The sequence below is a fragment of the Rhodopseudomonas sp. AAP120 genome (assembly GCF_001295845.1).
Lineage (GTDB): Bacteria > Pseudomonadota > Alphaproteobacteria > Rhizobiales > Xanthobacteraceae > Rhodopseudomonas.
Window position 1 is genome coordinate 44,792 of sequence record NZ_LJIC01000170.1, and the last position, 25,077, is coordinate 69,868.

Here is a 25,077-nt window from a genome sequence, read left to right on the forward strand (position 1 = left end):
GGTGTGCGGCTGCCGGATCGAGGCGATCTTGGAGAGGGAGTGATGATGCGCGTCATGGGCCTATTGCTGCCTCGGATCTGCCTGTTGGCATCCTGCATATTCGCGGTCTGGCAGGGCGCCGATGTGGCGCCGCCGGCGAGGGCGCAGTCGATCGATTATCGCAATCCCGCCGCTGCTCCGCCGTCTTGGACGCAGTTCGCCAAGTTGGTTCAGTACCGGTTCGAGTCCTGGATCGGCGCCGATGAGCAGGTCGCGAATCGATTTCGTACCTATGTGATCGAACGTGCGGGCAAGCCGGACGGGCCACCGTCGGTGTTGGTGGTGCGGGCCTGGCTCAACCCGGACGGCACCGTCGAGCGGGTCGCGTTTCCTGCCCTGAAGGACGCAAGCGCCGAAGCCGATCTGCGCACTATCCTGACCCGCGGCAATATCGGTGAGCCGCCACCGCCGGAGATGCTGCAGCCGTTAAATTTGCAGTTCTCGCTCAACCTGAAGAAGTAGCAACAGCGCGCGCTCGGCCTGCGCGTCGTTCGACAGCGATCAGCGTGCCGAACGGTCTTGCTTCACGACGCTTGCTTCACGACCCTTGCGGCTCGTCGAGCGCCGCGCTGGCTTCGAGCCATTGCTCTTCGGCCTTGTGCAGCGCCGCCTGGGCATTGGCGCGGGCGGTGGCGAGCTGGGCAGCTTGTTTGGGGTCGCGGGTGAACAGGTCCGGAATCGCAAGCGCAGCATCGATCTTCTCGATGATGCCGGTGATGCGCTCGATCTCGGATTCGGCGTCGGCGATGCGCTGCTTCAGTGGCACCGCTTTCTTGGCCCGCGGCTGCGCCGGCTTGGCTGCAGCGCCGCCGTCGCCGCGCTCCTTCGGATCGCGCGCGGGACGGCCGCCGCGCGACGACAGCACGGCGCGGCGATAATCGTCGAGATCGCCGTCATAGGGTTTGACCTTGTGATCGGCCACTACCCAGAGCTGATCGGCGCAGGCGTCGATCAGATAGCGGTCGTGCGACACCATGATCACGGCGCCAGGAAAGTCGTTGATCGCCTCGGCGAGCGCCGCGCGGCTGTCGATGTCGAGATGGTTGGTCGGCTCGTCGAGGATGATCATGTTGGGGCCGAAGAAGGTCGCGAGCCCCAGCAACAAGCGCGCCTTCTCGCCGCCCGACAGACTCTTCACCAGCGTATCGGCGGCCTTGCCGGAAAAGCCCATGGTGCCGGCCCGCGTCCGCACCTTGCTCTCCGGCGCATCCGGCATCAGCCGGCGGATGTGGTCGTAGGGCGAGCCGTCCGGGTTGAGTTCGTCGAGCTGGTGCTGCGCGAAGTACGCGACCGATAGTTTGTCGGCGCGGGTCACCGAGCCTGAGAACGGCGCCAGTCGATTGGCCAACAGCTTCACTAGCGTCGACTTGCCGTTGCCGTTGGCGCCGAGCAGTGCGATGCGATCGTCTGTGTCGACGCGCAGTGTGACGTTGCGCAGCACCGGATGCGCCGGATCGTAACCGACCGTGACGTTGTCGGCCGCGAGGATCGGCGGCGACAGCGTCTTCTCCGGCGGGGTGAAGACGATGTCCGGCACGTCGTCGCTGACGAGGCGTGCGACCGGCTTCATCTTCTCCAGCATCTTGACGCGCGACTGCGCCTGGCGCGCCTTCGAGGCCTTGGCCTTGAAGCGGTCGACGAACGCCTGCAGGTGCTTGCGCCGGGCTTCCTCGCGCTTGGCGTTCTTGGCGTCGAGCGCTTCCTTGTTGGCGCGGAATTCCGCGTAGGCCGAATAGGTGCCGCGAAAGTGCACCAGCCGGCCCCGGTCGAGATGCAGGATCTCATTCACCGAAGTATCGAGCAGGTCGCGGTCGTGGCTGATGACGATCACGGTGCGCGGATAGTTGGCGAGGTGATCCTCCAGCCACAGCGTGCCTTCGAGATCGAGGTAGTTGGTCGGCTCGTCGAGTAGCAGCAGGTCGGGCGCCGCGAACAGCGTCGCCGCCAGCGCCACCCGCATCCGCCAACCGCCGGAGAATTCCGAGCAGGAGCGTGCCTGGTCCGCCGCCGAGAAGCCGAGGCCGCTGAGGATCGCGGCGGCCCGCGCCGGGGCCGAATGCGCGTCGATATCGACCAGCCGGGTCTGGATCTCCGCAATGCGGTGCGGATCGTGCGCGGTCGCGGCCTCCGCCAGCAGCGCGTGACGTTCGAGGTCGGCTTTCAGCACCACTTCGATCAGCGTTTCGGGCCCGTTCGGTGCCTCCTGGGCAAGGCTGCCGACGGTCCAGCGCGGCGGCATGGTGATGCGGCCGGTCTCGGTCGCGAGCTCGCCGCGGATGGCGTGAAACAGCGTCGACTTGCCGGCGCCATTGCGGCCGATAAAGCCGACCCGGGCGCCGGGCGCGATCTGCACCGTGCTTTGGTCGATCAGCAGCCGTCCGGCGATCCGGACCGAAATGTCGGAGAGGGTGAGCATTGGCGGGTTTTGACCGGGACGGCGGCCAAAGGCAACCGGGGAGGCGGCGAATGTGAAGTCGGGCGCGATTCTGCCGGCTGCCGCAGGCTCCTGCTTGCCGGACCGCGGCCGCGCCGATATAAGCCGCGCAACTCACTCCAGCCCTAGCTTTCAAGGACCTTCCATGGCGATTCAGCGCACTTTCTCGATCCTCAAGCCCGACGCGACCGAGCGCAACATCACCGGCGCGATCAACGCGCTGATCGAAAAGGCCGGCCTGCGCATCGTCGCGCAGAAGCGCATCCATATGACCCGCGGCCAGGCTGAGACCTTCTACGCCGTCCACAAGGAACGCCCGTTCTTCGGCGAGCTGGTGGATTTCATGACCTCCGGCCCGGTGGTGGTGCAGGTGCTCGAAGGCGAGGGGGCGATTGCCAAGTACCGCGACGTGATGGGCGCCACCGACCCGTCGAAGGCGGCCGACGGCACCATCCGCAAGCTGCACGCCAAGTCGATCGGCGAAAACTCGGTGCACGGCTCGGACGCTCCGGAAACCGCCGCGATCGAGATCGCGCAATTCTTCGCCGGCAACGAAATCGTCGGCTGAAGGTTATAATGACCATGGTCGCGGCCCGCTGAAGAGCGGCCGCGGCCATTCTTCAAGCGCGGTGAGGGGCTGTGGATTGGGTTCTAAGCATCTTTGATCCCGCCGCCCTGTCAGGTCTGGTCGCCGAGTTCAAAAGCGACATCCATCAGCCTGCGTTCTGGCTCTCCGTCGGCAAAATCATCTGGATCAATGTTCTACTCTCCGGCGACAACGCGCTGGTGATCGCGCTCGCGTGCCGCGGCCTCAATGCCCAGCACCGGCTGTGGGGCATGATCCTCGGCGCGGGCGCCGCGGTTTTACTCCGCATCATCTTCACCGGCATCGTCGCCACCCTGATGGAGTGGCCTTATCTCAAGTTGATCGGCGGTCTTGCGCTGTTGGTGATCGCCGCCAAGCTGCTGGTGCCGGACGACGAAGACGAAGACAGCGTCAAGTCCGGCAAGCATCTATGGCACGCGGTGCAGATCGTCGTCGCCGCCGATATCATCATGAGCCTCGACAACGTGATCGCAGTGGCGGCCGCCGCCAATGGCAGTGTGCCGCTGCTGATCCTCGGCCTCGCAATCAGCGTGCCGCTGATCGTCGCCGGCGCGGCGCTCATCATGCTGGTTTTGGAGAAGCTACCGCTTTTGGTGTGGCTGGGCGCGGCGTTGCTCGGCTGGATCGCCGGCGAGGTGATCGCGACCGATCCGGCGATTCATCCACTGATGGTGGTGTTCGACGGCCCGGGCGCGCAGATCGACCGGCTGTTCCGGACGGTCGGGCTCACCACCGATTTCGCAGTGCCGGGCAACGTCGGGGAATATCTGTTCGCGCTGCTCGGCGCGGTGCTGGTCCTGGTCGCCGGCGCCATCTGGCGGCGGGTCTCGCTCGGCGGCGCTGAGGCGGCCAAGCCGACCTGATCGTCCCCAGCGCGCGCATGGCGGTCCCCGGGAGGCAGAGACCCGCGCCGGCCTGGCGGCGCGGGGCAAGCGGTCACGCGGTTCCAGCGATGATGTCGTCCTGCCCGCCATGGCCATGGCTGCAACCGGCATGGGAGTGCCCGTCGTGGGTGTCCTGCGTCCATGCATAAGCGTCGCGCACCACGCTGTAGCAATCACAGGCACGGTTTTCGAGGCCGGGACGGTCGATGACACGGACCGCACCGCGAGTCTTCTGCACGATACCCTCGGCTTCGAATTGCAGCAGGGCATTGGTGATGCTGGCGCGGCGCACGCCGAGGCTGGCGGCAAGCAGTTCGTGGGTGATGTGAAGAATATCGCTCTGAATGCGGTCGTTGGCGAGCAGCAGCCAACGCGCCAGGCGCTGGTTGATCTCGTGGCGAGCCGCACACAGCACACTCTGGGTGTTCTGCGCGATCAAGGCCTGCACGTAGCGCAGTAGGTGCTCGCGGATATGTGGCCGGTCTGCCAGGACAGCGGTGAGGTCCGCTGCGGAAATGCGGAGAGCGGTTCCCGGCATCGAAGCGATCGAACGCTGCGAAGCGATCGGGCTGCCGAGCACCACAGGAACGCCGACGTAGCCGAACACACCGACCATCGCGGTCTCGACATAGTCGGTGCGGGTTCCGGCGACCTGCGAGACGAGACCTTGCTCTATGAAGTGCACGTATTCGACGCGGCGGTTGGCTTCCTGCAGCACGGCCCGGCCCCTGAAATCGACGGGACGGAGCATCGGCTGGAGCGCCAGCAGATCATCCGGCGGCAACTGCGCCAGAATGCGGTTCTTAACCGTGATGGGGGAACTTTGAATGTCGCTGGACACGATCAGGACGGTCTCCTTGCGCGCGGGTGAGTGGAGGGCGAAGGGAACCGGCGCAGCCGATTCATGGACGGGACAGTAGTCAACTGTACGGTGCATGAACATCGCGGCAGCTGTTCAAAATTGTCGCATGTTATGGAACCCGCACCGATCTTCCGCGCACGGCCCTCTCGCACGCCTGCACGATTGCCGCCTGTTTTTCGATCATTTCGACCGGAAATCGGACGGTGTCGCGCATTCTGCGCGTCATGCCGCGGAGCAGCATGGCGATGCGCCGACGGAGTAATCAGTTCAACTATCCGGCGCAACCAATCGGCGCTTATTTCTGCAGCACGCGCAAGACTTGCTAAGCCTACAAAATCGTGTTGCAATTGATGCGCATTCGGAGTTGGGCCGTTCGGCTTTGATGTTTCGTGACTTGGAAATTCAGCAGGCCTTGGGTCGCCGTGTGTGGCGTGGCACGCAGTTAGCGCGCCGCGTCTTTTTTATGTCCAGACAGGAGACAGGCGATGCACAAGGGCACCGTCAAATGGTTCAACCCGACCAAGGGTTACGGCTTCATTCGTCCGACCACCGGTGACAAGGACGTATTCGTCCACATTTCCGCTGTCGAGCGCGCCGGGTTAAGTACGCTGAACGAAAACCAGAGCATCGAGTACGATCTGGTCGAGAACCGCGGCAAGACGTCGGCGGAGAACTTGAAGGTCTCCTGATAGGTGCTCTTCCCGGCGCGTGCGGACGTGTGGCGATCCGCACTTCGCGCTGGCCTTCACTCTGGGACGATCAGCGCCTGATCATTGACGGCATTCGAGGTCGATTTGCAAAGGTCGCCTTCGAACCGCGTGCGGCCGGAGGCCACCAGCTGTAGCGCCTTGGGATAGATGCGGTGCTCGACCGCGAGGACGCGAGCCGCCAACGCATCTGCCGTGTCGTCGTCGTGCACCGGCACTGCACCTTGCATCACGATCGGACCAGCGTCCGTTTCGGCGATGACGAAATGCACCGTCGCGCCGGAGATCTTGACGCCGGCGCGCAGCGCCTGGCCGTGCGGATCGAGCCCGGGAAACGACGGCAGCAGCGACGGATGAATGTTCAGCATCCGGCCATTCCAATGGTTCACGAAATCTGCCGTGAACAGCCGCATGAAGCCACCGAGGCAGATCAGCTCGATGTTGCGCTCGTCGAGCGCGGCCTGCAGTACGGCTTCGAAACCGGCGCGGTCCTTACCGAACGGCTTGCTCTCGATCACCAGCGTGTCGATCCCGCTGCGCTGTGCGATCGCTAGACCGCCGGCGCTGGCCGTGTTCGAAATCACCACGGCGATCTCGGCCGGAAATCCATCCTCGGCGGCGGCTTCGATCAACGCGGCCATATTGGACCCGCGCCCGGAAATCAGGATGGCGACACGACGCTTGCTCACGGCATCACCACGACAGATCGAGGTGACCATCATAGACGACGCGATGTTCGCCCTTGGCGGCGATCACTTGTCCGAGCAGATGCACGCTTTCGCCGGTGCTGGTCAGGGCTTCGGTCACGGAGTCGACCGCGTCGGCTTTAACGATCGCGATCATGCCGATGCCGCAGTTGAAGGTGCGCAGCAGTTCGAGCTCAGCGATCTCGCCTTGCTCGGCCAGCCATTTGAACACCGGCAGCACAGGCAGTCGCGGCAGGTCGATGCCGACGCCGAGATGCTTCGGCAGGACGCGCGGGATGTTGTCGGTGAAGCCGCCGCCGGTGATATGCGCCAGCCCCTTGATCGCGCCGGTGGTGCGGATGGCGTGCAGGCAGGATTTCACGTAGAGCCGCGTCGGCGCCAGCAGCGCTCCGCCGAGCGTCATGACCGGCGAGAAAGGCGCCTGCGCGTCATAGGGCAGACCGGACTTCTCGACGATCTTGCGCACCAGCGAGAAGCCGTTGGAGTGCACGCCGGAGGAGGCGAGGCCGATCACCGCGTCGCCTTCGGCGATGTCGGGGGATGGCAGCAGCGTGCCGCGCTCGGCAGCGCCGACCGCGAAGCCGGCGAGGTCATAGTCGCCGTCCTTGTAGAGGCCCGGCATTTCGGCGGTCTCGCCGCCGATCAGCGCGCAGCCGGATTCCCGGCAGCCTTCGGCGACGCCGGCGATGATCTCGGCGGTCGCCTCGGGATCGAGCTTGCCGCAGGCGAAGTAGTCGAGAAAGAACAGCGGCTCGGCGCCCTGGACGACGAGGTCGTTGACCGACATCGCCACCAGATCGACGCCGATGCCAGCGTGCAGCTTGGCTTCGATCGCGACCTTGATCTTGGTGCCGACCCCGTCGGTCGCCGCCACCAAAACCGGATCCTTGAAGCCGGCGGCCTTGAGGTCGAACAGGCCGCCGAAGCCGCCGATCTCGGAATCGGCGCCGGCCCGCGCGGTCGCCCGCACCATCGGCTTGATCAGGTCGACGAGACGATTGCCGGCGTCGATGTCGACGCCTGAATCGGCGTAGGTGAGGCCGTGCTTGCGCTCGGTCATGGCCGGCTCCTGCAGAAAAAGGCGCTGCGCGGCAGGCGTGCCGCCCGGCATCAAGCCGCCGCCATTGGTGACCGCCGGTCGCGCTAGACCTAAGTCCCGCTTGTTCGCGCCCGAACGATGGTTTTGGGGTGGTTACGTCGGATTTCGCCGGCGCGCAATGGCTCGCAAGCTGACCCAGCATGGTCTATGTAGACAACCGGCCCCGGCTGCCGTGGAAACTTCGTGAGTTTGGCCGGATCTGGGGTGCAAGCCGGGACCGTCGCGTGAGCATTCCGAATATTATTACGCTTGTTCGTATTCTGCTGGTGCCGGTCATTGTCTGGGCGATCGCGTCGAATGAAATGGCGGTGGCGTTCGCGATCTTCGTCATCGCTGGCGTGAGCGATGCCGTCGACGGCTTCCTTGCCAAGCGGTTCAACATGGCAAGCGAACTCGGCGCGCTGCTCGACCCGCTGGCTGACAAGGCGCTGCTTGTCTCGATCTACGTCTCGCTCGGGATCTGGGGCGCGATTCCGCGCTGGCTCGTGATCCTGGTTGTGTCGCGCGACATCATGATCGTCGGCGCCGTGATCGTGTCGTGGCTGTTCGGCAAGCCGGTGCCGATGAAACCGCTGATGGTCTCGAAACTGAACACCGTGGCGCAGGTCGGGTTCGCCGCACTCGTGCTCGGCACGCTCGGCTTCGGGATCGAGCCGGCGCCCTACGACGTTATTCTCATGGTCCTGGTGACGGTCTTGACCTTGCTTTCGGTCTCCCTCTATCTCGTGGAGTGGACGCGGCACATGAGCACGATCGAGCCTGGTCGCTGACACGCGTCGGCCGGTCGCGACACGCGGGCCGGCATGGAGCGACCCCCGTGGCAGTCAGCGTACAACCCCGACAACTGGCCCTGGACCTGCCGCACGGCGAAAGCCTGTCGCGCGAGGATTTCCTCGAGGGGACGGCGAATACCGCGGCGCTCAAACTGATCGAGAGCTGGCCGGACTGGCCGAACCGGATCATGCTGCTGGTCGGTCCAGAAGGCAGCGGCAAGAGCCATCTGGCCTCGATCTGGGCCGAACTGGCCGGCGCCAGGTCGACCTCGGCACATGCGCTGACGCCAGCGAATGTGCCTGGAGAACTCGCTACCGGCGCGCTGGTGGTCGAGGACTTGGTCCCGGGAAGCTTCGATGAGCGGGCCCTGTTCCATCTCATCAACCTGGCACGCGAGGATGAGGCCTTCGTCCTGATCACCGCGCGCTTGGCGCCATCGGCATTTCCGCCGGAACTGCGCGACCTGCGCTCGCGGCTGCGTGCCGTGCCGGTCGTCAGCCTGCTGGCGCCCGACGACGCGCTGTTTCGGGCTTTGATCGTCAAGTTCTGTGCCGACCGACAGATGAGTATCGATGCCAACCTGGTCGGCTATCTGGCCAAGCGGATCGACCGCTCCTTCGCGGCAGCGCGCCGGACGGTGGAACTGCTCGATACTGAAGCGTTGCGCCTCGGGCGGCCCGTGACGCGCGCGCTCGCCGCAGAGGTTCTGCGCGAGGGCTGAACGCCGGGGTGCGCCGGCGCCGCTTGACGACATGTTCTGCGCGCCGCTCAATGTCATGGAAACGTCTTACGTTTGCAGCATTGTCGCGCCGCCGCGCTGCGGTATCCCGCTCGTTAGGACAGTGGACCCGATTTCTCATGGAATCCGACCAAATCATTACAATAGAAGAGAAAAAAGGCGAGGCCGAGCCGGCTTCGGTGGTGGCGGCCGGACCGGAGCGGTTCATCAATCGCGAGCTGTCCTGGCTGCATTTCAATCGCCGGGTGCTCGAAGAATCGGTGAATCCGCACCACCCGGTGCTTGAGCGCGTCCGCTTTCTGTCGATTTCCGCCAACAATCTCGATGAATTCTTCATGGTCCGCGTCGCCGGCATCAAGGCGCAGGTCCGCGAAGGCATCACCGAACGCAGCCCCGACGGGCTGACCCCTGCCGAGCAATTGGTGCTGATCAACGAGGCGGTGTCTCGTCTGGCCGCGGACCAGCAGGCGATCTGGCGGGACCTTCGCGGCGTCCTTGCGGAAAGCGGGATCCTTCTGCTGGATGGCCGCGATTGCAACAAAGCGGAACGGACCTGGATCGAGGATCATTTCCTCCACAACATTTTCCCGCTGCTGACCCCGCTGGCGATCGATCCGGCGCATCCGTTCCCGTTCATCCCCAGCCTCGGCTTCACCATCGGGCTGCAGCTCTCCCGGATCACCGACGGCAGGGCGATGAATGCGCTGATCCGTATGCCCGGCAAGATCGACCGCTTCATCCGCCTGCCGCCGAACGGCAAGGACCAGAACGTCAGGCTGATCACGCTCGAGCAGGCGACCTCCTTGTTCATCGGACGGCTTTTCCCGGGCTATCTGGTCAAGGGGCAGGGGTCGTTCCGAGTGATCCGCGACAGCGAGCTCGAAATCGAGGAAGAGGCAGAGGACCTCGTCCGACTGTTCGAGACCGCGCTGAAGCGCCGCCGCCGCGGATCGGTGATCCGGTTGGAAGTCGACGCTACGATGCCGGAAGAACTGCGCGCATTCGTGCAGCGCGCGCTGACCACGTCCGATGACGAGGTACTGCTGGTCGACGGCGTGCTGGCGATGAACGAGCTCTCCCAACTGACCCGCGTCGATCGCCCCGATCTCGAATTCCCGCCTTACGTGCCGCGGCATCCGGAGCGGGTGCGCGAACATGGCGGCGATATCTTTGCGGCGATCCGGCAGAAGGACCTGATCGTCCATCACCCCTACGAGTCGTTCGACGTGGTTGTACAGTTCCTGCAGCATGCAACGCGCGATCCGGACGTGGTGGCGATCAAGCAGACGCTGTACCGCACCTCCAACAACTCGCCGATCGTCCGCGCGCTCGCCGAAGCCGCGGAGGCCGGCAAGTCGGTCACCGCGCTGGTCGAACTGAAGGCGCGGTTCGACGAGGAAGCAAACATCCGCTGGGCGCGCGATCTCGAACGCGCAGGCGTGCAGGTGGTGTACGGATTCCTGCAACTCAAGACTCACGCCAAGCTGTCGCTGGTCGTGCGCCGCGAGGGCGGCAGCCTGACGACGTATGTGCACACCGGTACGGGTAATTATCACCCGGTCACGGCGCGTATTTATACGGACCTGTCATACTTCACGTCCGATCCGATCATCGGCCGCGACGCTGCCCGGGTGTTCAACTACATCACCGGCTACGCCGAGCCGAGCGACATCGAAAAGATGGCGGTGTCACCGTTGACGCTGCGCAAACGGATGCTCGAGCACATCCACGGCGAGACGATGTTCGCCCGCCATGGCAAACCCGCCGCGATCTGGCTCAAAATGAACGCACTGGTCGATCCGGACATCATCGACGCGTTGTATGAAGCCTCGCGGGCCGGCGTCTCGGTCGATCTGATCGTACGCGGCATCTGCTGCCTGCGCCCCGGCGTGCCCGGGCTGTCTGAGAACATCCGTGTCAAATCGATCATCGGGCGCTTTCTGGAGCACGGCCGGGTGTATTGCTTCGGCAACGGTCACGGCCTGCCGAGCGCCAAGGCTTCGGTCTACATCTCGTCTGCCGACATGATGCCCCGTAACCTCGACCGCCGGGTCGAGATCCTGTGCCCGTTGCAGAACCCGACGGTTCACCAGCAGGTGCTGGAACAGATTATGGTGGCGAACCTGAAGGATACCGAGCAGAGCTGGCAATTGTTGCCGGACGGATCGTCCACGCGTATGAAGGCGGCGAAGGGCGAGGAGCCTTTCAATGTGCACAACTACTTCATGACCAATCCGAGTCTGTCAGGCCGTGGAAAGTCGCTCAAGGAATCCTCGCCGCGGCGCCTTACGCGCCGTTCGGAGCGCAACACCTCCACTTGAGGAACAGCGACGTTGACGAAGCGGGCGCTGAGGCGCGAAACCAGCGTCGCCGTGATCGATATCGGCTCGAACTCCGTCCGCCTCGTGGTTTACGAGGCGCTGGCGCGCAGCCTGATCACGGTTTTCAACGAAAAGGCGCTGTGCGGCCTCGGCCGTGAAGTGCAGAGCACCGGGCTGCTCGCGACCGACGCCGTCGACAAGGCGCTGACGGCGCTGCGCCGATTCCGCGCGCTGGTCCGCGTCATGAAGGTCGGGCGGGTCTATGCGATCGCCACCGCGGCCTGCCGGGACGCCAGCAACGGGCCGGATTTCATCGCTGCTGCGGAGCGGATCTGCGGCGTGTCGATCGAGATCCTGTCGGGGCCTCGCGAGGCCAAGCTGTCGGCGCTCGGCGTGATCTCGGGCGTGCACAAGCCCAACGGCATCGTCGGCGATCTCGGCGGCGGCTCGCTTGAACTGATCGACGTCCGTGGTAATGCGGTTCGCAAGGGTGTGACGCTGCCGCTCGGCAGTCTGGCGCTTCAGGACGCTTCGCAGAAGTCGCTGAAGCGCGCCGAGAAGATCGCCAAGGAAGCGCTGACCGGGGCGCTGCCGTTGAAGGCCGCGCGGGGCCGGGCGTTCTACGCGGTCGGCGGTACCTGGCGTGCGCTGGCGCGGATTCACATCGCGCAGAGCGGCTATCAGCTCAAGGTGATGCACGGGTATGCGATCCCGGCGGCCGAGGCGCTCCGCTTCGTGCGACGGCTGCGCACACTGGTCGCGACCAATCAGCTGGCCGATCTCGAACTCGTCTCCGATGCACGCCGGCCGCTGCTCGTCTATGCGGCGCTCGTGCTCGAATACGTCATCGAGGCGGCGAAGCCGAAGACCATCGTGTTCTCGACTTACGGTGTTCGCGAAGGCCTGCTGTACGAACAGCTTCCCGCTGCCGAGCGCGCCAAGGACGGACTGATCTGCGCCGCGCAGGATCTCAACAAGCTGCTGTCGCGCTCCGCCCGCCATGCCGAGGAGCTGATCGACTGGACCGACCGGCTGTTCCGGATCGCCAAAGTGCGCGAGATCGAAGGCGAACGCCGGCTGCGTCACGCCGCTTGCCTGATGTCCGACATCGGCTGGCGCGTGCATCCCGATCACCGTGGCGAGCAGACGCTGTCGCTGATCACCAACGGCAATTTCGGCGACGTCACCCACCAGGAGCGTGCCTTCATGGCGTTGTCGGTGTTCTATCGCTACGCCGGCTTCAGCGAGCAGAACGAACCGCCGCCGGCAGTCCGAGCGCTGGTCACGCATGCGATGGACGAGCGGGCGAGGTTGCTCGGCGCGGCCTTCCGTGTGGCGCATTTGATCAGCGCGGCGCGGCCCGGCGTGCTGCCGGCGACGCACTTCCGCACCAGCGAGCGCAAGCTGATGCTGGTGTTCGAACACAGGCTGGTCGATCTCGTCGCTGACCGTGTCGGCAGCCGCTTCAAGCAACTGGCCCGCATGGTTGGACGGACCGGAAGCATCGTACGGCGCTGACGCCGCGCTCGATGATCAGACCAGGATGTAGTCGACCGGCGTAGGCAGCGGCGGCAGTTCGGTTTCGCCGAGCGCCTCGCGCAGATTGATTTCGATCGTATCCGCCAGCGCAGCGATCGGAAGATCGTTGGGCAATTGCCCGAACGGCTCCTCGAGTTCGGAGCCCAACGCGTCGAGCCCGAAAAACGTGTAGGCCGCCAGCGCGGTGGCGAATGGCGTCAGCCAACCGAGCGTATTGGCGAAGCCGAACGGCAGCAGAAAGCAGAACACGTAGGCCGTGCGGTGCAGCAGCAGCGTGTAGCCGAACGGGACGGGTGTCGAGCGAATGCGTTCGCACGCCGCCTGCACCATCGCCATTTGTCCGATGGTGCGGTCGAGCATCTGAAACGGAATGTCGCCCAGCTTGCCGTTGCGATGAAGCGCAACGAGCTCGGACTGCATCGCTGCGAGCAGTACTTCGGGAGCGTTGCGGCTCGCCTGATAGCGGGTGAGCAGGTCGGGTGAAAGATGCCGCGTGACCTTGCCGACGTCGCTGCCCGGGCGCAGATGCAACACCAGCGCCTGGGTGAAGGCGATCGCCAAAGTGAGCAGAGTGTCTCGGGCGGAGTTGCCCCGATCGCCGGATGAGGGCAGCAGCAGCGTCTGTCGCGACAGGTTGCGGCTGAGGCAGATCAGTTCGCCCCAGTGCCGCCGGGCTTCCCACCAGCGATCGTAACAGGCGTTGTTCCGGAAGCCCATGAAGATCGACAGCGCGATCCCAAGCACGGCGAACGGTGCGCTGTTGAAGTCGGATACCAGGCCCGGATAGGCGTGATGCGCCCATACGACAGCGACCGACAGGCCGGCGACGAACAGTGCCTGCGGATAGATCCGCTGCACTACCGAGCCGCGAACCAGAAAGAACAGCTGCAGCAGGCTCGGCTGCGGTCGAACGATCATCGATCGGCGCTTGAGCCGGCGGCGCCGTTGCGGTCGACCTGGGTGACGCGGCCGCGTTCGATCGCCAGCGCGAGCCGACCGTGTTTCAACGCCAGCGCGGCTTCTCCGAACAGCTCGCGCCTCCAGCCGCGCAGCGCGCCGACGTCGGCCTTGTCGTCAGCCGCGATCTGCTCGAGATCGTCGACCGTAGCGATCACCTTGGCGGCGACGGCATGGCGCTCGGAGGTCATCCGCAACAGGACCTTGAGCAACTCGACAGTCGCGGCGCCGTTGGAGTTGTTACGTGGTTTGTCGATCTTCGGCAGGCTGGAGGGATCGCGTGCCAGCCCGCGTTGAACGGCCGCGATAATGTCCGCCCCCCATTTCGAGCGCTCAAAACCTTTCGGCAGAGAGCGCAGGTTGGCGAGCCGTTCCAGCGACGTCGGCGCGTGGGTCGCGATATCGCCGAGGGCGTCGTCCTTGAGCACGCGCGATCGCGGGACGTCGCGAGTTTGCGCTTCCAGCTCGCGCCAGGCGGCGACTTCCATCAGCACCGCCAGCTCCTTCGGCTTGCGCACCCGGGTCTTCAGCCGCTCCCAGGCGCTGCCGGGGTCGAAGTCGTAAGTCTTCGGCGAAGTCAGGACTTCCATTTCCTCGCTGACCCAGTCGCTCCGGCCGCGCTTCTTCAGGTCGGCGTCAAGGGCGGCGAACACGTCGCGCAGATGGGTGACGTCGGAGACTGCGTAGTGCAGCTGTTCGTCGGTCAGCGGACGGCGTGACCAGTCGGTGAAGCGGTGCGTCTTGTCTGGACGATGGCCGGTGATCCGCTCGACCAGCTGGTCGTAGGCGATACTGTCACCATAGCCGAGAACCATGGCGGCGACCTGGGTGTCGAAGATCGGATGCGGCACGATGCCGGCGCGGTGCCAGACGATTTCGATGTCCTGGCGCGCGGCGTGGAAGACCTTCAGCACCTTTTCGTTCGCCATCAGGTCGAAGAATGGGGTGAGGTCGATGCCCGGCGCCAGCGTATCGACCACCACGGCTTCGTCGGCGCTCGCCATCTGCACCACGCAGAGCAATGGGTAGTAGGTGGTCTCCCGCAGGAATTCAGTGTCGACGGTGATGACCGGAAAGGCGGCGAGGCGGGCGCAGGCGCTGGCGAGCTGCTCGGTGGTGGAAATCAGGTCCATTAAACTCTGTCGCGTTTCGGAAAATGCGGCTCGGGCTCTCGTGGCGGCGCGATGCCGTCTGCCCAAAAAGCCATCGAATCCGAAGCACTAGACACGCTCGGCGGGCGCTGATCAAGTTCCGCAGAAGGTTTGCAGCACCTCCTCATGGGGCTGCGGCGGGACCGCATAGCCGGCAAATTCCGGCAGTTCCCGGAACGGGTTGGCCGTCACCGTCAGGAGCTGCTCGAACGGACCGAAATCGTTGCGGTCGACCGCGGCGCGGATCACCGCCTCGATCAGATGGTTGCGCGGGATATAGATCGGATTGACCGCCTGCATGGCGGCCTGCCTGGCGGTATCATTCTGCTGCTCGGCAGCGATCCGCCGCCGCCAGCGCGGGGACCACTCGTCGAATGCGGCCGGATCCTCGAACAAAGCCCGCACCTCGCCGAGATCCGACGGATCGCCCGCTGCGTCGCTCAGCCGGCGGAAGGCGAGGGTGAAGTCAGCCCTCCCACGGGCCATTGCGGCCATGAAGTCCTGACAGAGCTGCGGATCGTCGTCCTGGACCGTCGATAGCCCCAGCTTGGCGGCGAGGCGGGTCAGATAGGCGGTGTTGAAACGGTCCGCGAACCCGCTGAGTGCCGTCTGGGCGATCTCGACGCCCTTGTCGTTGTCGTCCGCCAGCAGCGGCACCAGGCATTCGGCGAGCCGGGTCAGGTTCCACAGCGCGATCGGCGGCTGGTTGCCGTAAGCGTAGCGGCCCATCTGGTCGATCGACGAGTAGACCGTCTTCGGATCGAACGTGTCCATGAAGGCGCAGGGGCCGTAATCGATGGTCTCGCCGGCAATCGAGCAATTATCCGTGTTCATCACGCCATGGATGAAGCCGATCATCATCCAACGGGCGATCAGGTCGGCCTGCCGGGCGATCACGCCCTCCAGCAGCGCCAGATAGGGCGCCTCGGCCTGCGCGGCGTCCGGATAATGGCGGGCGATGACGTGGTCGGCGAGCGCCTTCACCGCATCTCGGTCGCCGCGGGCGGCGAAGAACTGGAACGTGCCGACCCGAATATGGCTCGAGGCCACGCGGGTCAGCACCGCGCCGGGCTGGATCGGGTCGCGGATCACCTGCTCGCCGGTCAGCACCGCAGCGAGCGAGCGGGTGGTCGGCACGCCAAGCGCCGCCATTGCTTCGCTGACGATATATTCGCGCAGCACCGGGCCCAGCCCGGCGCGCCCATCGCCCATGCGCGAGAATGGCGTGCGGCCGGCGCCCTTGAGCTGGATGTCGCGGCGAACCCCGTCCTTGTCGATCACCTCGCCGAGCAGGATCGCCCGGCCGTCGCCGAGCTGCGGCACGAACTGGCCGAACTGGTGGCCGGCATAAGCCATCGCGATCGAGGCCGCGCCCTCCGGCACCCGGGCGCCGGCCAGGACCGCCGTACCCTCGGGGCTGGCGAGCCAGTCGGCGTCCAGGCCTAGCCGGTCGGCCAGAGCACGGTTCAGCTTGACCAGCCGGGGCGCCGCCACCGGCGTCGGCGCTACCCGGGCAAAGAAGGTCTCGGGCAGCGCGGCGTAGCTGTTGTCGAACGGGAAATGGAAAGTCATCGGTCACCAGATAGGAATGGTTCGCTCCGGGACAATCGGCTCACAGCGGCTGGGTTGCAAGGCGGAGCAGGCGAGGAGGGCAAGCCGAGCCCTGCAGCGGCCGAATGGCCGTAAACCGGGTTGCATTTGGTTGCCGCGATGGGTCCGCTCGGGTAAACCCTGACGCTCTCCGCAAGCCTGCGGACCCTCGATTCTGCCCAAAGACGGCCTTTCCGGGATTTCCATGCACCGTTACCGAACCCATACTTGCGGCGCGCTCCGCGACAGCGATATCGACCAGACCGTCCGCCTGTCCGGCTGGTGCCATCGCATCCGCGACCATGGCGGCGTGCTGTTCATCGATTTGCGCGACCATTACGGCCTCACCCAGTGCGTCGCCGACCCGGATTCGCCGGCCTTCAAGGACGCCGAGAAGCTGCGGTCCGAGTGGGTGGTCCGGATCGACGGCAAGGTCCGCCGCCGGCCCGACGGCACCGACAATCCCGATCTGCCGACCGGCGCGGTCGAAGTGTTCATCACCGAGATCGAGGTGCTAGGCCCGGCCGGCGAGCTGCCGCTGCCGGTGTTCGGCGAGCAGGACTATCCGGAAGATGTGCGCCTGCGTTATCGCTTCCTCGATCTGCGCCGTGAGAAGCTGCACCAGAACATCATGACCCGCGGTGCCATCGTCGACTCGATGCGCCGGCGGATGAAGGAGCAGGGCTTCTTCGAATTCCAGACGCCGATCCTGACCGCGTCGTCGCCGGAGGGCGCGCGCGACTTCCTGGTGCCGTCCCGCATCCATCCCGGCAAGTTCTACGCGCTGCCGCAGGCGCCGCAGCAGTACAAGCAGCTGCTGATGATGTCGGGCTTCGATCGCTACTTCCAGATCGCGCCGTGCTTCCGCGACGAAGACCCGCGCGCCGACCGTCTGCCGGGCGAGTTTTATCAGCTCGACGTCGAGATGAGCTTCGTCACTCAGGACGATATCTTCGCCGCAATGGAGCCTGTGGTTACCGGCGTGTTCGAGGAGTTTGCCAAAGGCAAACCTGTGACAAAGTCGTGGCCGCGGATTCCCTATGCCGAGAGCATGCGGAAGTACGGCACCGACAAGCCGGACCTGCGCAATCCGATCGAGATGCAGGACGTCTCCGAGCACTTCCGCGGTTCGGGCTTCAAGGTGTTCGCGCGGATGCTCGAGGAAGAGCGCAACCAGGTCTGGGCGATCCCGGGACCGGGCGGCGGCTCTCGCGCGTTCTGCGACCGCATGAACTCGTGGGCGCAAGGTGAAGGTCAGCCGGGCCTCGGCTACATCATGTGGCGCGAGGGCGGCGAGGGCGCTGGTCCGCTCGCCAACAATATCGGGCCGGAGCGCACCGAAGCGATCCGCGCGGCACTTGGTCTGAAGGCCGGCGATGCGGCGTTCTTCGTGGCCGGTGACCCGGCGAAGTTCGTGAAGTTCGCGGGCCTCGCGCGCACGCGCGTCGGCGAAGAGCTCAATCTCGTCGACAAGGATCAGTTCGCGCTGGCCTGGGTCGTCGACTTCCCGATGTACGAGTACAACGAGGACGACAAGAAGGTCGACTTCTCGCACAACCCGTTCTCGATGCCGCAGGGCGGCATGGACGCGCTGACGTCGCAGGATCCGCTGACCATCAAGGCGTTCCAGTACGACATCACTTGCAACGGCTACGAGATTGCGTCGGGCGGCATCCGCAACCATCGTCCGGAGGCGATGGTCAAGGCGTTCGAGATCGCCGGTTATGGTGAACAGGAAGTCATCGATCGGTTCGGCGGCATGTATCGCGCCTTCCAATACGGCGCGCCGCCGCATGGCGGCATGGCAGCGGGCGTCGATCGCATCGTGATGCTGTTGTGCGGCACCACCAACCTGCGCGAAATCTCGCTGTTCCCGATGAATCAACGCGCCGAAGACCTGCTGATGGGGGCGCCGTCGCAGGTGACGCCGAAGCAGTTGCGCGAGTTGCACATCCGGCTCAATCTGCAGGAAGAGTGAGCGCGGTTTAGGCTCGGATTCCCGATGCCCGCGCGTGCCGCGGGCATCGGCGTATCGCGGGTTGTGTTGCTGCGACCTTGTGACGTTGCGTAGGCGTGATGACCGCTATGTCCGTAACGAGCGGACATGCGGCAGACAAATTGGTATCAACCGCTGCTGATACGACAATGGCAGGATCGGCAACCCCTTGCCGACGAAGCCGCCGGAGACCGCATGGCGTCCAATTCTGAAGATCTGCAATCCCAGGCGCTCGCCTATCACCGCTCGCCGCGCCCCGGCAAACTCGAGGTCCACGCCTCCAAGCCGCTCGCCAACCAGCGCGATCTGGCGCTCGCCTACACGCCGGGCGTCGCCGCGGCCTGTAACGCGATCGCGGCCGATCCGGCGCAGGCGGCCGACCTCACGGTGCGTGGCAATCTGGTGGCGGTCGTCACCAACGGCACGGCGGTGCTCGGACTCGGCAATATCGGGCCGCTGGCGTCGAAGCCGGTGATGGAAGGCAAGGCGGTTCTGTTCAAGAAGTTCGCCGACATCGACGTGTTCGACATCGAGATCGCCGCCGACACGATCGAGCGTGTGGTCGAGACCGTCGCGGCGCTGGAGCCGACCTTCGGCGGCATCAATCTCGAAGACATTAAGGGACCGGAGTGCTTCGAGATCGAGGCGCAGCTCAAAGAGCGCATGAAGATCCCGGTGTTCCACGATGATCAGCACGGCACTGCGATCATCGTCGGCGCCGCGGTCAAGAACGCGCTGCTGCTGAAAGGCAAGGATATCGGCGACGTCAAGATCGTCACCGCCGGCGCCGGCGCGGCCGCGCTCGCCTGTCTCAATCTGCTGGTGTCGCTCGGTGCCAAGCGCGAGAACATCTGGGTCTGCGATCTCGAAGGCCTGGTCTACGAAGGCCGCAACGTGCTGATGGACCGCTGGAAGGAGGTCTACGCGCAGAAGACCGACAAGCGGACGCTCGCCGAGGTGATCCCCGGCGCCGACGTCTTCCTCGGCCTGTCCGGCCCGAAGGTGCTGACGCCCGAGATGGTGCAGCAGATGGCCGAAAAGCCGCTGGTGATGGCGCTCGCCAATCCGACCCCGGAAATCATGCCGGACGAGGTCCGCAAGGCGCGTCCCGATGCGCTGATCTGCACCGGCCGCTCGGACTTCCCGAACCAAGTCAACAACGTCCTGTGCTTCCCATACATCTTCCGTGGCGCGCTCGATGTCGGCGCAACCGCAATCAACGAGGCGATGAAGATCGCCGCGGTCGACGCGATCGCGCAGCTCGCGCGCGATCCACCCGCCGATCCGGTGGCCGCCGGGCTCGATACCGATGAAGTGCTCGGCTTCGGCGCCGGCTCGCTGATCCCCAGCCCGTTCGATCCGCGGCTGATCCTGCGCATCGCGCCAGCTGTGGCGATGGCGGCGATGGACTCCGGCGTGGCGACGCGGCCGATCACCTCGTTCGACGATTACTACGCGCAGCTCGAACGCTTCGCCTTCCGCTCCGGCCTGGTGATGAAGCCGGTGTTCGCCAAGGCCAAGGCGCAGCCCGTCCGCGTCATCTACGCCGAAGGCGAAGACGAGCGCGTGCTGCACGCGGTGCAGACCATCCTCGAAGAGAAGCTGGCGCGGCCGATCCTGGTCGGCCGGCCGTCGGTGGTCGAGGCGCGGATCAAGCGGAGCGGGCTGTTGATCAAGCCGGGCGAGGATTTCGACCTGATCAACCCGCAGGACGATCCGCGCTATCGCTCCTACGTGCAGTCCTACGTCGACATCGCCGGTCGCTCCGGCGTGACGCCGGCGGCGGCCCGCACGGTGGTGCGGACCAACTCGACCGTGATCGCCGCGCTTGCGGTCGCACGCGGCGAGGCCGATGCGATGATCTGCGGCCTCGACGGCCGCTACATGAACCATCTGCGTCACGTCCGCGACGTCATTGGTCTTCTGCCCGGCGTGTCCGACTACGCGGCGCTGGCGCTGATGATCAGCAGCAAGGGCGCGATCTTCCTGGCCGACACGCAGGTGCGGCCCAACCCGACCGCCGAAGAACTGGCCGAAGTCGCCGCGCTCGCGGCGGTGCACGTCCAGCGCTTCAACATCAAGCCGAAGATCGCCTTTCTATCGCATTCGGATTTCGGCAGCTACCCGACCGAGTCCTCGGCCAAGATGCGGCGGGCAACCGCGCTGCTGGCGGAGCGTCATCCGGAGATCGAAGCCGATGGCGAAATGCAGGGCGACAGCGCGCTGGTGCAGAGCGCCCGCGAGATGATCCTGCCGCATTCGCGGCTGGAGGGTGGCGCCAACGTGCTGATCATGCCGAACCTCGACAGCGCCAACATCGCCTATCAGATGATCAAGGTGCTGGCGGACGCGCTGCCGGTCGGGCCGATTCTGGTCGGACCGGCACGGCCGGCGCACATCCTGACGCCGTCGGTGACCTCGCGCGGGATCCTCAACATGACCGCCGTCGCCGTCGTCGAAGCGCAAGAGCGGGCTGGGCGGCATCAGCGCACGCTGTTCGCCTGACACAATAACAGCCCTGACCCTCCGCGAAAGCGGAGGGTCAGTATTCCGGTGCACTGCTGATCATCACCGCCGCCGCTCTGGAATACTGGGTCGCCCGGACGAGCCGGGCGATGACCGCGGTGGGCGGAGCTGATGCCGCCTGGCCACAGCCAGCTCAGGATAAGCTTGCATCATCTCGAAATCCGTCGGTACGCGATCTGACCGTTTGAAAACAGGCGGACGACTCCTCATACTTGCGCCTGCGTTTGCGCCGCTTCCGCCGCTGCCAGTGAGGTCGTCCATGCCTGCTTTCGTGTCTGCCGGGCGCTTTCTGTTCGCCGTGCTGTTCATCTTCACCGGTGCGTCCAAGCTGCTGGATCTTCCGACGACGACGCAGCTGACGCAGAAGATTGTCGTGCCGGAGATGCTCACCGCCTACACCTCGCAGCTTGAAGGCTTCGCCGGCATGCCGTTCGCGCAGATGCTGGCGATCGCGGCGGGCGCAACGGAGCTGATCTGCGGCCTGATGATCGCGCTGAATTTCGGTGCGCGCTTCTTTGCGCTGGTGCTGGTTCTGTTCGTTGCAGCGACGATCTTCTACTACCACGATTTCTGGAGCCAGACAGGCGTGGACGCGCAGAACAATTTGATCGCGGCGCTTAAGAACCTGTCACTGATCGGCGCGCTGCTGATCATCGCGGGTATCGGCCGCGGCGCGCCGGCGATCGCCTCGTCGCACGACGGCTAGCGGGACTGTCTTCGCCAAGGCGTGACGCCGACATCATTGACGGCGTCGAGCGTGATGCGCTCTTCCGGCGTCAGGCCGTGGGCCGCGAGCAGTTGCTGTGGCGTCTGCGCCGGAACGCCGGGAAAGCAGGGTTCGCCGCCGGGCAGGCGGATGCGGGGCGCATCCGAGAGCCAGAATGTATCGTATCGGTCGAAGAACATCGCGAAGACGTCCGGCCCGCCGATGATCGCGATCATGCCGCTGTCGATGCCGGCACGCGCACGGGCGTCGTCGAAAGCCGCCCCAGCGGGATTCCACAGCAGTGCGTTGGGATTGTCGGGAGCCGCCGCGATGCTCTCGACCTTTCGCGTCACCACCAGCCGCTTGCGACGAGGCGAGTTGGGTTGGTCCTCATAGGAATTGCGGCCGTGCACGATCAACGCGGCGCGGTCGAGCGCGGCGGCGAAGAACCGCTGGTCCCCCTCAAATTTCAGCGCGTCGGGCATCACGCCGGCGGCGTCCGCCAGATTGCCCTCGGCGGAGACGATGACGAAGCCTTCGATCCGCAGCGTCGACCGGCCCGTCATCGGGCCTCCGCAAGACAGCCGTTCAAGCCGCTTACTCGGAGATCGTCTGCACGACGGAGCTGACCGGGCGCGAGCTGACGGTCGGCAGCGGATTGCTCTTGGCGAGTTCCTCGTCGTACTTCGCGAAGGTCTCGACCGGCGCCTTGGCGCGCATCTGCACCACTTTGTAGCCGCCGGCCTTCAGGCGGCGCAGCAGCTCCGGCATTGCTTCGGCGGTGCTCCGCTGGAAGTCGTGCATCAGGATGATGCCCTTGCCGAGCTTGTCGAGCTTCTTCATCACGTTGTCGACGACCTGCTCGGGCTTGCGCACCTTGAAATCGAACGAGTCGATATCGCACGAGAACATCGCAATGTTGCGGGTGCCGAGATAGGTGACCATCTCCGGCGGGTGCTGCAACGCCGGGAATCGGAAGAACGGCGAGGGCGCGGCGCCGAGCGCCCACTTCACCGCGGCGTAGCCCTTCTCGATCTCGTCCTTGCGCTGATCCTCGGTCAGCTTCTTGTTCGCCAGATTGGCGTGCGACCAGGTGTGGGCGCCAATGGTATGGCCGGCGGCCGCGACCTGCTTCAGGATCTCGGGGTGATAGGTGGCGTGCTTGCCGATCGGGAAGAAGATCGCCTTGGTGCACTGATCCGCCAGCGCCTTCAGTACCGCCGGCGTGTTCACCGGCCAGGGGCCGTCGTCGAAGGTCAGGACGACTTCCTTGTCGCGCAGGAAGTCGAGCTGCTTGAAGTGCTCGAAGCCGAATCCGGGGCCGCCGGTGGTGTCGATCTCGACGACGCGCCCGACGCCGAGCGCGTCCGGATTGGCGCAGGCCTGCTTGGCGGGGGCAGGGGCCGGTGCCGGAGCTGCCGCCTGCGGGGTCGGTTGCGCCGGTCCGGCAGCCTTCGGCGTGGCCTGCGACCAGGCGACGCCGATCGCGCTGAGAGAAACCGCACCTGCAATCACAAGACCTGCCGCGATCCGCATATCTATCGTCCTCCGTCGCCGTCTGCGGCTCCGGCTGAACGCCTAAACCGCAGGAGCTCCCGCATGTTGCGGTCAAACTAGAGGCAGAGAAGCGGCCGCGGCAACGGTTATTCGCCCCGGGCGCGGAGTTGCCCGCAGATTCGCGTGGACCGCGTGCACGACGGCCACAGCCACAGCGGCCGCAGGGAGAGCCGCCGCGACGCGCCAGTCGGCGCAAACGGTTCAGTGCAGGCGAATGATGAAGTCGGTGCCCTGGCCGGTCTCGCCGCTCGCGGTGATGCCCTGATCGGAGACGATCAGCGACGAGCCGGTCGATATCGCTTCCGCGATCCGGGCCATCGCTTCCGGCGGCACGGTCAGGCGGTCGAGCGCCGCCGCAGGACCTTCGGGTTCCGGCAATGCTTTCACTTCCTTCGACAAGGCCTTCTTGCTGCGGCGGGAATTGCTCGGATCCTCGGTTCGGCGCGGAGCCGGCAGCGAAACCACGGTCCAGCGCACGCTGTCGTCCTTCGCCAACTCGGCGGTAAATACGTGTGTGCCGAGCGGCCGCTCCCCGGCGGTGATCGTGACGGGGACGTCGAACAACGGTGTCATGTTCTGGCGCACGTACAGCTTCTGATCCTTCGCGCTGACGAACACCGCGACCTGTCCGCCGCCACGCTTGGCGGAGGGCAGTTCAGGGGACGCGGCCGCGACGGGATCGGTGGCGCGGGACTGATCCTTGCCGGTTACCGTGCTATCAGCACCGGGGTCGACTTTATCCACCGGCTGAACAGCCGGCGCTTTGTCATTGGCGGACGTTGTTTTTTCCGTCGCGGTCGCAGGTCCCGGCGGTGTATCCGCTGGCGTCGCGACAGAGGCGGTGGTGGCAGGGTCGGTGGTATCAGAGGCAGGAGGAGCCGATGCCTCAGCCTTCGCTTCGCTGCTCGACGCGGTGGCGACGGCCAGCTTGCTGTCGCTCTTGGCCTCGGTGGTCTGCGGGGCAGCGGCGTGACTGGCCGAGTCAGACAGCACCGCGCTGTCCGAGGCTGCGCTCGCATCTGCGGTCTGGACGGCGACCCGCGATTCGTCATGCAGGATGCTGCTGCGCAGTTCGGTTTTAGACGCCGCTGGATCGCTGCCAGGCTCGGCGGTGGCGGCCTTGTCGGACTTCGCCGAGTTGCTCGGCTTTTGCGGGTCCGAGGCGATCGGAGCTTCCGGCAGCGGGGGCCGCTTGGTCGTCAGCAAGGCGTGGGAGAAATTCGTTGGCGTGATGTCGCCCGGCGTGATGATCACGCGGGCGCCCATCCGGGTCCAGCCCCACATCTTCATCGCGAACGCGTTCGGCATTCGGATGCAGCCGTGCGACGCCGGATAGCCCGGTACCACGCCGGCATGCAGCGCGATGCCCGACCAGGTGATGCGCTGCATGTAGGGCATCGGTGCGCCGCTGTAGATGTTGGAGCGGTGCCATTTGTTTTTCTGGATCACGCTGAACACGCCCATCGGCGTGGCGTGGCCGCGCATGCCCGTCGAGATCGGCGACTCGGCGAAGAAGCCGTTGGCGTCGTAGATGCGCAGCTTCTGCTGATCGATCGAGACCGAGATCAGCAGCGGCCCGCGCGGTTTGGCGCTCTGCTGCTCGAGCAGCTTCTCCTGGCGGGAGTCGAAATGCGGCTGCTTGCGGGGCGCGCGCTTCGGCGGCGGCGGTGCAGGCGTGTCGTACACCGCGGGGTCGTTGTCGGGCCACCACCATGTCGTGGCGTGCGCATCGGAGCTGAAGACGAAGACGCCGGCTGCTGTGAGAAGTCCGGCCCCCACGGTAGCTCTGGAGATCGGTCGCGATGTGAGTTCGTGTTTACCGTTTCGCGGCGCAGGTCCTGGCGAAAACGATGTCTGTTCCAAATGCACCCGCGGTCCCCGA

21 protein-coding genes are annotated in these 25,077 nt (G+C 65.4%); 11 read left to right on the plus strand and 10 right to left on the minus strand.

Features of this window, described 5'->3' with window-relative positions; all coding sequences use genetic code 11:
• The first annotated feature begins 3 nt into the window (after nucleotides 1-3).
• Nucleotides 4-501, plus strand: coding sequence for a hypothetical protein (locus IP86_RS23865; protein WP_245290720.1), 498 nt, complete (start codon nucleotides 4-6; stop codon nucleotides 499-501).
• Nucleotides 502-577: 76 nt separating this feature from the next.
• Here IP86_RS23865 and IP86_RS23870 read toward each other — a convergent pair whose 3' ends face one another.
• Entirely contained in the window at nucleotides 578-2,455 is a 1,878-nt protein-coding gene (locus IP86_RS23870; RefSeq protein ID WP_054164925.1) for an ABC-F family ATP-binding cassette domain-containing protein, read from the minus strand.
• A 163-nt stretch (nucleotides 2,456-2,618) separates the two neighbouring features.
• Between IP86_RS23870 and ndk the strand changes: the two genes are divergently transcribed.
• Together ndk and IP86_RS23880 are read left to right on the plus strand one after the other, a co-directional pair.
• A complete protein-coding gene (gene ndk / locus IP86_RS23875) occupies nucleotides 2,619-3,041 on the plus strand; it encodes a nucleoside-diphosphate kinase (RefSeq protein ID WP_054164926.1) in 423 nt (140 codons plus the stop codon).
• A gap of 71 nt (nucleotides 3,042-3,112) precedes the next feature.
• Nucleotides 3,113-3,943: a TerC family protein gene (locus IP86_RS23880; RefSeq protein WP_054164927.1), complete on the plus strand. Its 831-nt coding sequence runs from the start codon at nucleotides 3,113-3,115 to the stop codon at nucleotides 3,941-3,943.
• A gap of 73 nt (nucleotides 3,944-4,016) precedes the next feature.
• Here IP86_RS23880 and IP86_RS23885 read toward each other — a convergent pair whose 3' ends face one another.
• Nucleotides 4,017-4,805, minus strand: coding sequence for a Crp/Fnr family transcriptional regulator (locus tag IP86_RS23885; RefSeq protein ID WP_054164954.1), 789 nt, complete (start codon nucleotides 4,803-4,805; stop codon nucleotides 4,017-4,019).
• Nucleotides 4,806-5,311: 506 nt separating this feature from the next.
• On the opposite strand from IP86_RS23885, the gene IP86_RS23890 reads away from it, so the two are divergent.
• Nucleotides 5,312-5,515, plus strand: a complete 204-nt coding sequence (locus IP86_RS23890; protein WP_054164928.1) for a cold-shock protein — start codon at nucleotides 5,312-5,314, stop codon at nucleotides 5,513-5,515.
• Nucleotides 5,516-5,571: 56 nt separating this feature from the next.
• Here IP86_RS23890 and purN read toward each other — a convergent pair whose 3' ends face one another.
• On the minus strand, nucleotides 5,572-6,222 hold the full coding sequence (gene purN, locus IP86_RS23895; RefSeq protein WP_254982842.1) for a phosphoribosylglycinamide formyltransferase: 651 nt from the start codon (nucleotides 6,220-6,222) through the stop codon (nucleotides 5,572-5,574).
• Between the two features lie 4 nt (nucleotides 6,223-6,226).
• On the minus strand, nucleotides 6,227-7,300 hold the full coding sequence (gene purM, locus IP86_RS23900; protein ID WP_054164955.1) for a phosphoribosylformylglycinamidine cyclo-ligase: 1,074 nt from the start codon (nucleotides 7,298-7,300) through the stop codon (nucleotides 6,227-6,229).
• Between the two features lie 263 nt (nucleotides 7,301-7,563).
• Between purM and IP86_RS23905 the strand changes: the two genes are divergently transcribed.
• The 4 genes from IP86_RS23905 to ppx all read left to right on the plus strand — a co-directional run bounded on the left by IP86_RS23905 (nucleotide 7,564) and on the right by ppx (nucleotide 12,691).
• Nucleotides 7,564-8,109 (plus strand): CDP-alcohol phosphatidyltransferase family protein, encoded by a 546-nt coding sequence (locus IP86_RS23905; protein ID WP_054164930.1) that lies wholly within the window; start codon nucleotides 7,564-7,566, stop codon nucleotides 8,107-8,109.
• A gap of 47 nt (nucleotides 8,110-8,156) precedes the next feature.
• A complete protein-coding gene (locus IP86_RS23910; RefSeq protein ID WP_054164931.1) occupies nucleotides 8,157-8,834 on the plus strand; it encodes a P-loop NTPase family protein in 678 nt (225 codons plus the stop codon).
• 137 nt (nucleotides 8,835-8,971) lie between these two features.
• Complete coding sequence (locus IP86_RS23915; RefSeq protein WP_054164932.1) at nucleotides 8,972-11,173, plus strand: RNA degradosome polyphosphate kinase; 2,202 nt, start codon at nucleotides 8,972-8,974, stop codon at nucleotides 11,171-11,173.
• Nucleotides 11,174-11,185: 12 nt separating this feature from the next.
• Nucleotides 11,186-12,691 (plus strand): exopolyphosphatase, encoded by a 1,506-nt coding sequence (ppx, locus tag IP86_RS23920; protein WP_054164933.1) that lies wholly within the window; start codon nucleotides 11,186-11,188, stop codon nucleotides 12,689-12,691.
• A 15-nt stretch (nucleotides 12,692-12,706) separates the two neighbouring features.
• Here the strand turns inward: ppx and IP86_RS23925 are convergent, their stop codons facing one another.
• From IP86_RS23925 to IP86_RS23935, 3 genes are all read right to left on the minus strand, one after another.
• Nucleotides 12,707-13,630 carry a bestrophin family protein gene (locus IP86_RS23925; protein WP_054164934.1) on the minus strand — a complete coding sequence of 308 codons (924 nt, stop codon included), beginning with the start codon at nucleotides 13,628-13,630 and terminating at the stop codon, nucleotides 12,707-12,709.
• Nucleotides 13,627-14,802 carry a ribonuclease D gene (gene rnd / locus IP86_RS23930; RefSeq protein WP_054164935.1) on the minus strand — a complete coding sequence of 392 codons (1,176 nt, stop codon included), beginning with the start codon at nucleotides 14,800-14,802 and terminating at the stop codon, nucleotides 13,627-13,629. Before rnd ends, IP86_RS23925 begins: the two co-directional genes overlap by 4 nt.
• A 111-nt stretch (nucleotides 14,803-14,913) precedes the next feature.
• Complete coding sequence (locus IP86_RS23935) at nucleotides 14,914-16,392, minus strand: protein adenylyltransferase SelO (protein ID WP_054164936.1); 1,479 nt, start codon at nucleotides 16,390-16,392, stop codon at nucleotides 14,914-14,916.
• Nucleotides 16,393-16,615: 223 nt separating this feature from the next.
• Between IP86_RS23935 and aspS the strand changes: the two genes are divergently transcribed.
• From aspS to IP86_RS23950, 3 genes are all read left to right on the plus strand, one after another.
• Complete coding sequence (aspS, locus tag IP86_RS23940; protein WP_054164937.1) at nucleotides 16,616-18,388, plus strand: aspartate--tRNA ligase; 1,773 nt, start codon at nucleotides 16,616-16,618, stop codon at nucleotides 18,386-18,388.
• A 213-nt stretch (nucleotides 18,389-18,601) separates the two neighbouring features.
• Nucleotides 18,602-20,911, plus strand: a complete 2,310-nt coding sequence (locus IP86_RS23945; protein WP_054164938.1) for an NADP-dependent malic enzyme — start codon at nucleotides 18,602-18,604, stop codon at nucleotides 20,909-20,911.
• Between the two features lie 280 nt (nucleotides 20,912-21,191).
• Nucleotides 21,192-21,638: a DoxX family protein gene (locus IP86_RS23950; RefSeq protein ID WP_054164939.1), complete on the plus strand. Its 447-nt coding sequence runs from the start codon at nucleotides 21,192-21,194 to the stop codon at nucleotides 21,636-21,638.
• Here the strand turns inward: IP86_RS23950 and IP86_RS23955 are convergent.
• The 3 genes from IP86_RS23955 to IP86_RS23965 all read right to left on the minus strand — a co-directional run bounded on the left by IP86_RS23955 (nucleotide 21,635) and on the right by IP86_RS23965 (nucleotide 24,974).
• Nucleotides 21,635-22,204, minus strand: a complete 570-nt coding sequence (locus IP86_RS23955; RefSeq protein ID WP_054164940.1) for a dihydrofolate reductase family protein — start codon at nucleotides 22,202-22,204, stop codon at nucleotides 21,635-21,637. The genes IP86_RS23950 and IP86_RS23955 overlap by 4 nt on opposite strands.
• A gap of 31 nt (nucleotides 22,205-22,235) precedes the next feature.
• Complete coding sequence (locus IP86_RS23960; RefSeq protein WP_054164941.1) at nucleotides 22,236-23,174, minus strand: polysaccharide deacetylase family protein; 939 nt, start codon at nucleotides 23,172-23,174, stop codon at nucleotides 22,236-22,238.
• 222 nt (nucleotides 23,175-23,396) lie between these two features.
• Complete coding sequence (locus IP86_RS23965; RefSeq protein WP_245290721.1) at nucleotides 23,397-24,974, minus strand: L,D-transpeptidase; 1,578 nt, start codon at nucleotides 24,972-24,974, stop codon at nucleotides 23,397-23,399.
• Nucleotides 24,975-25,077 lie beyond the last annotated feature (103 nt).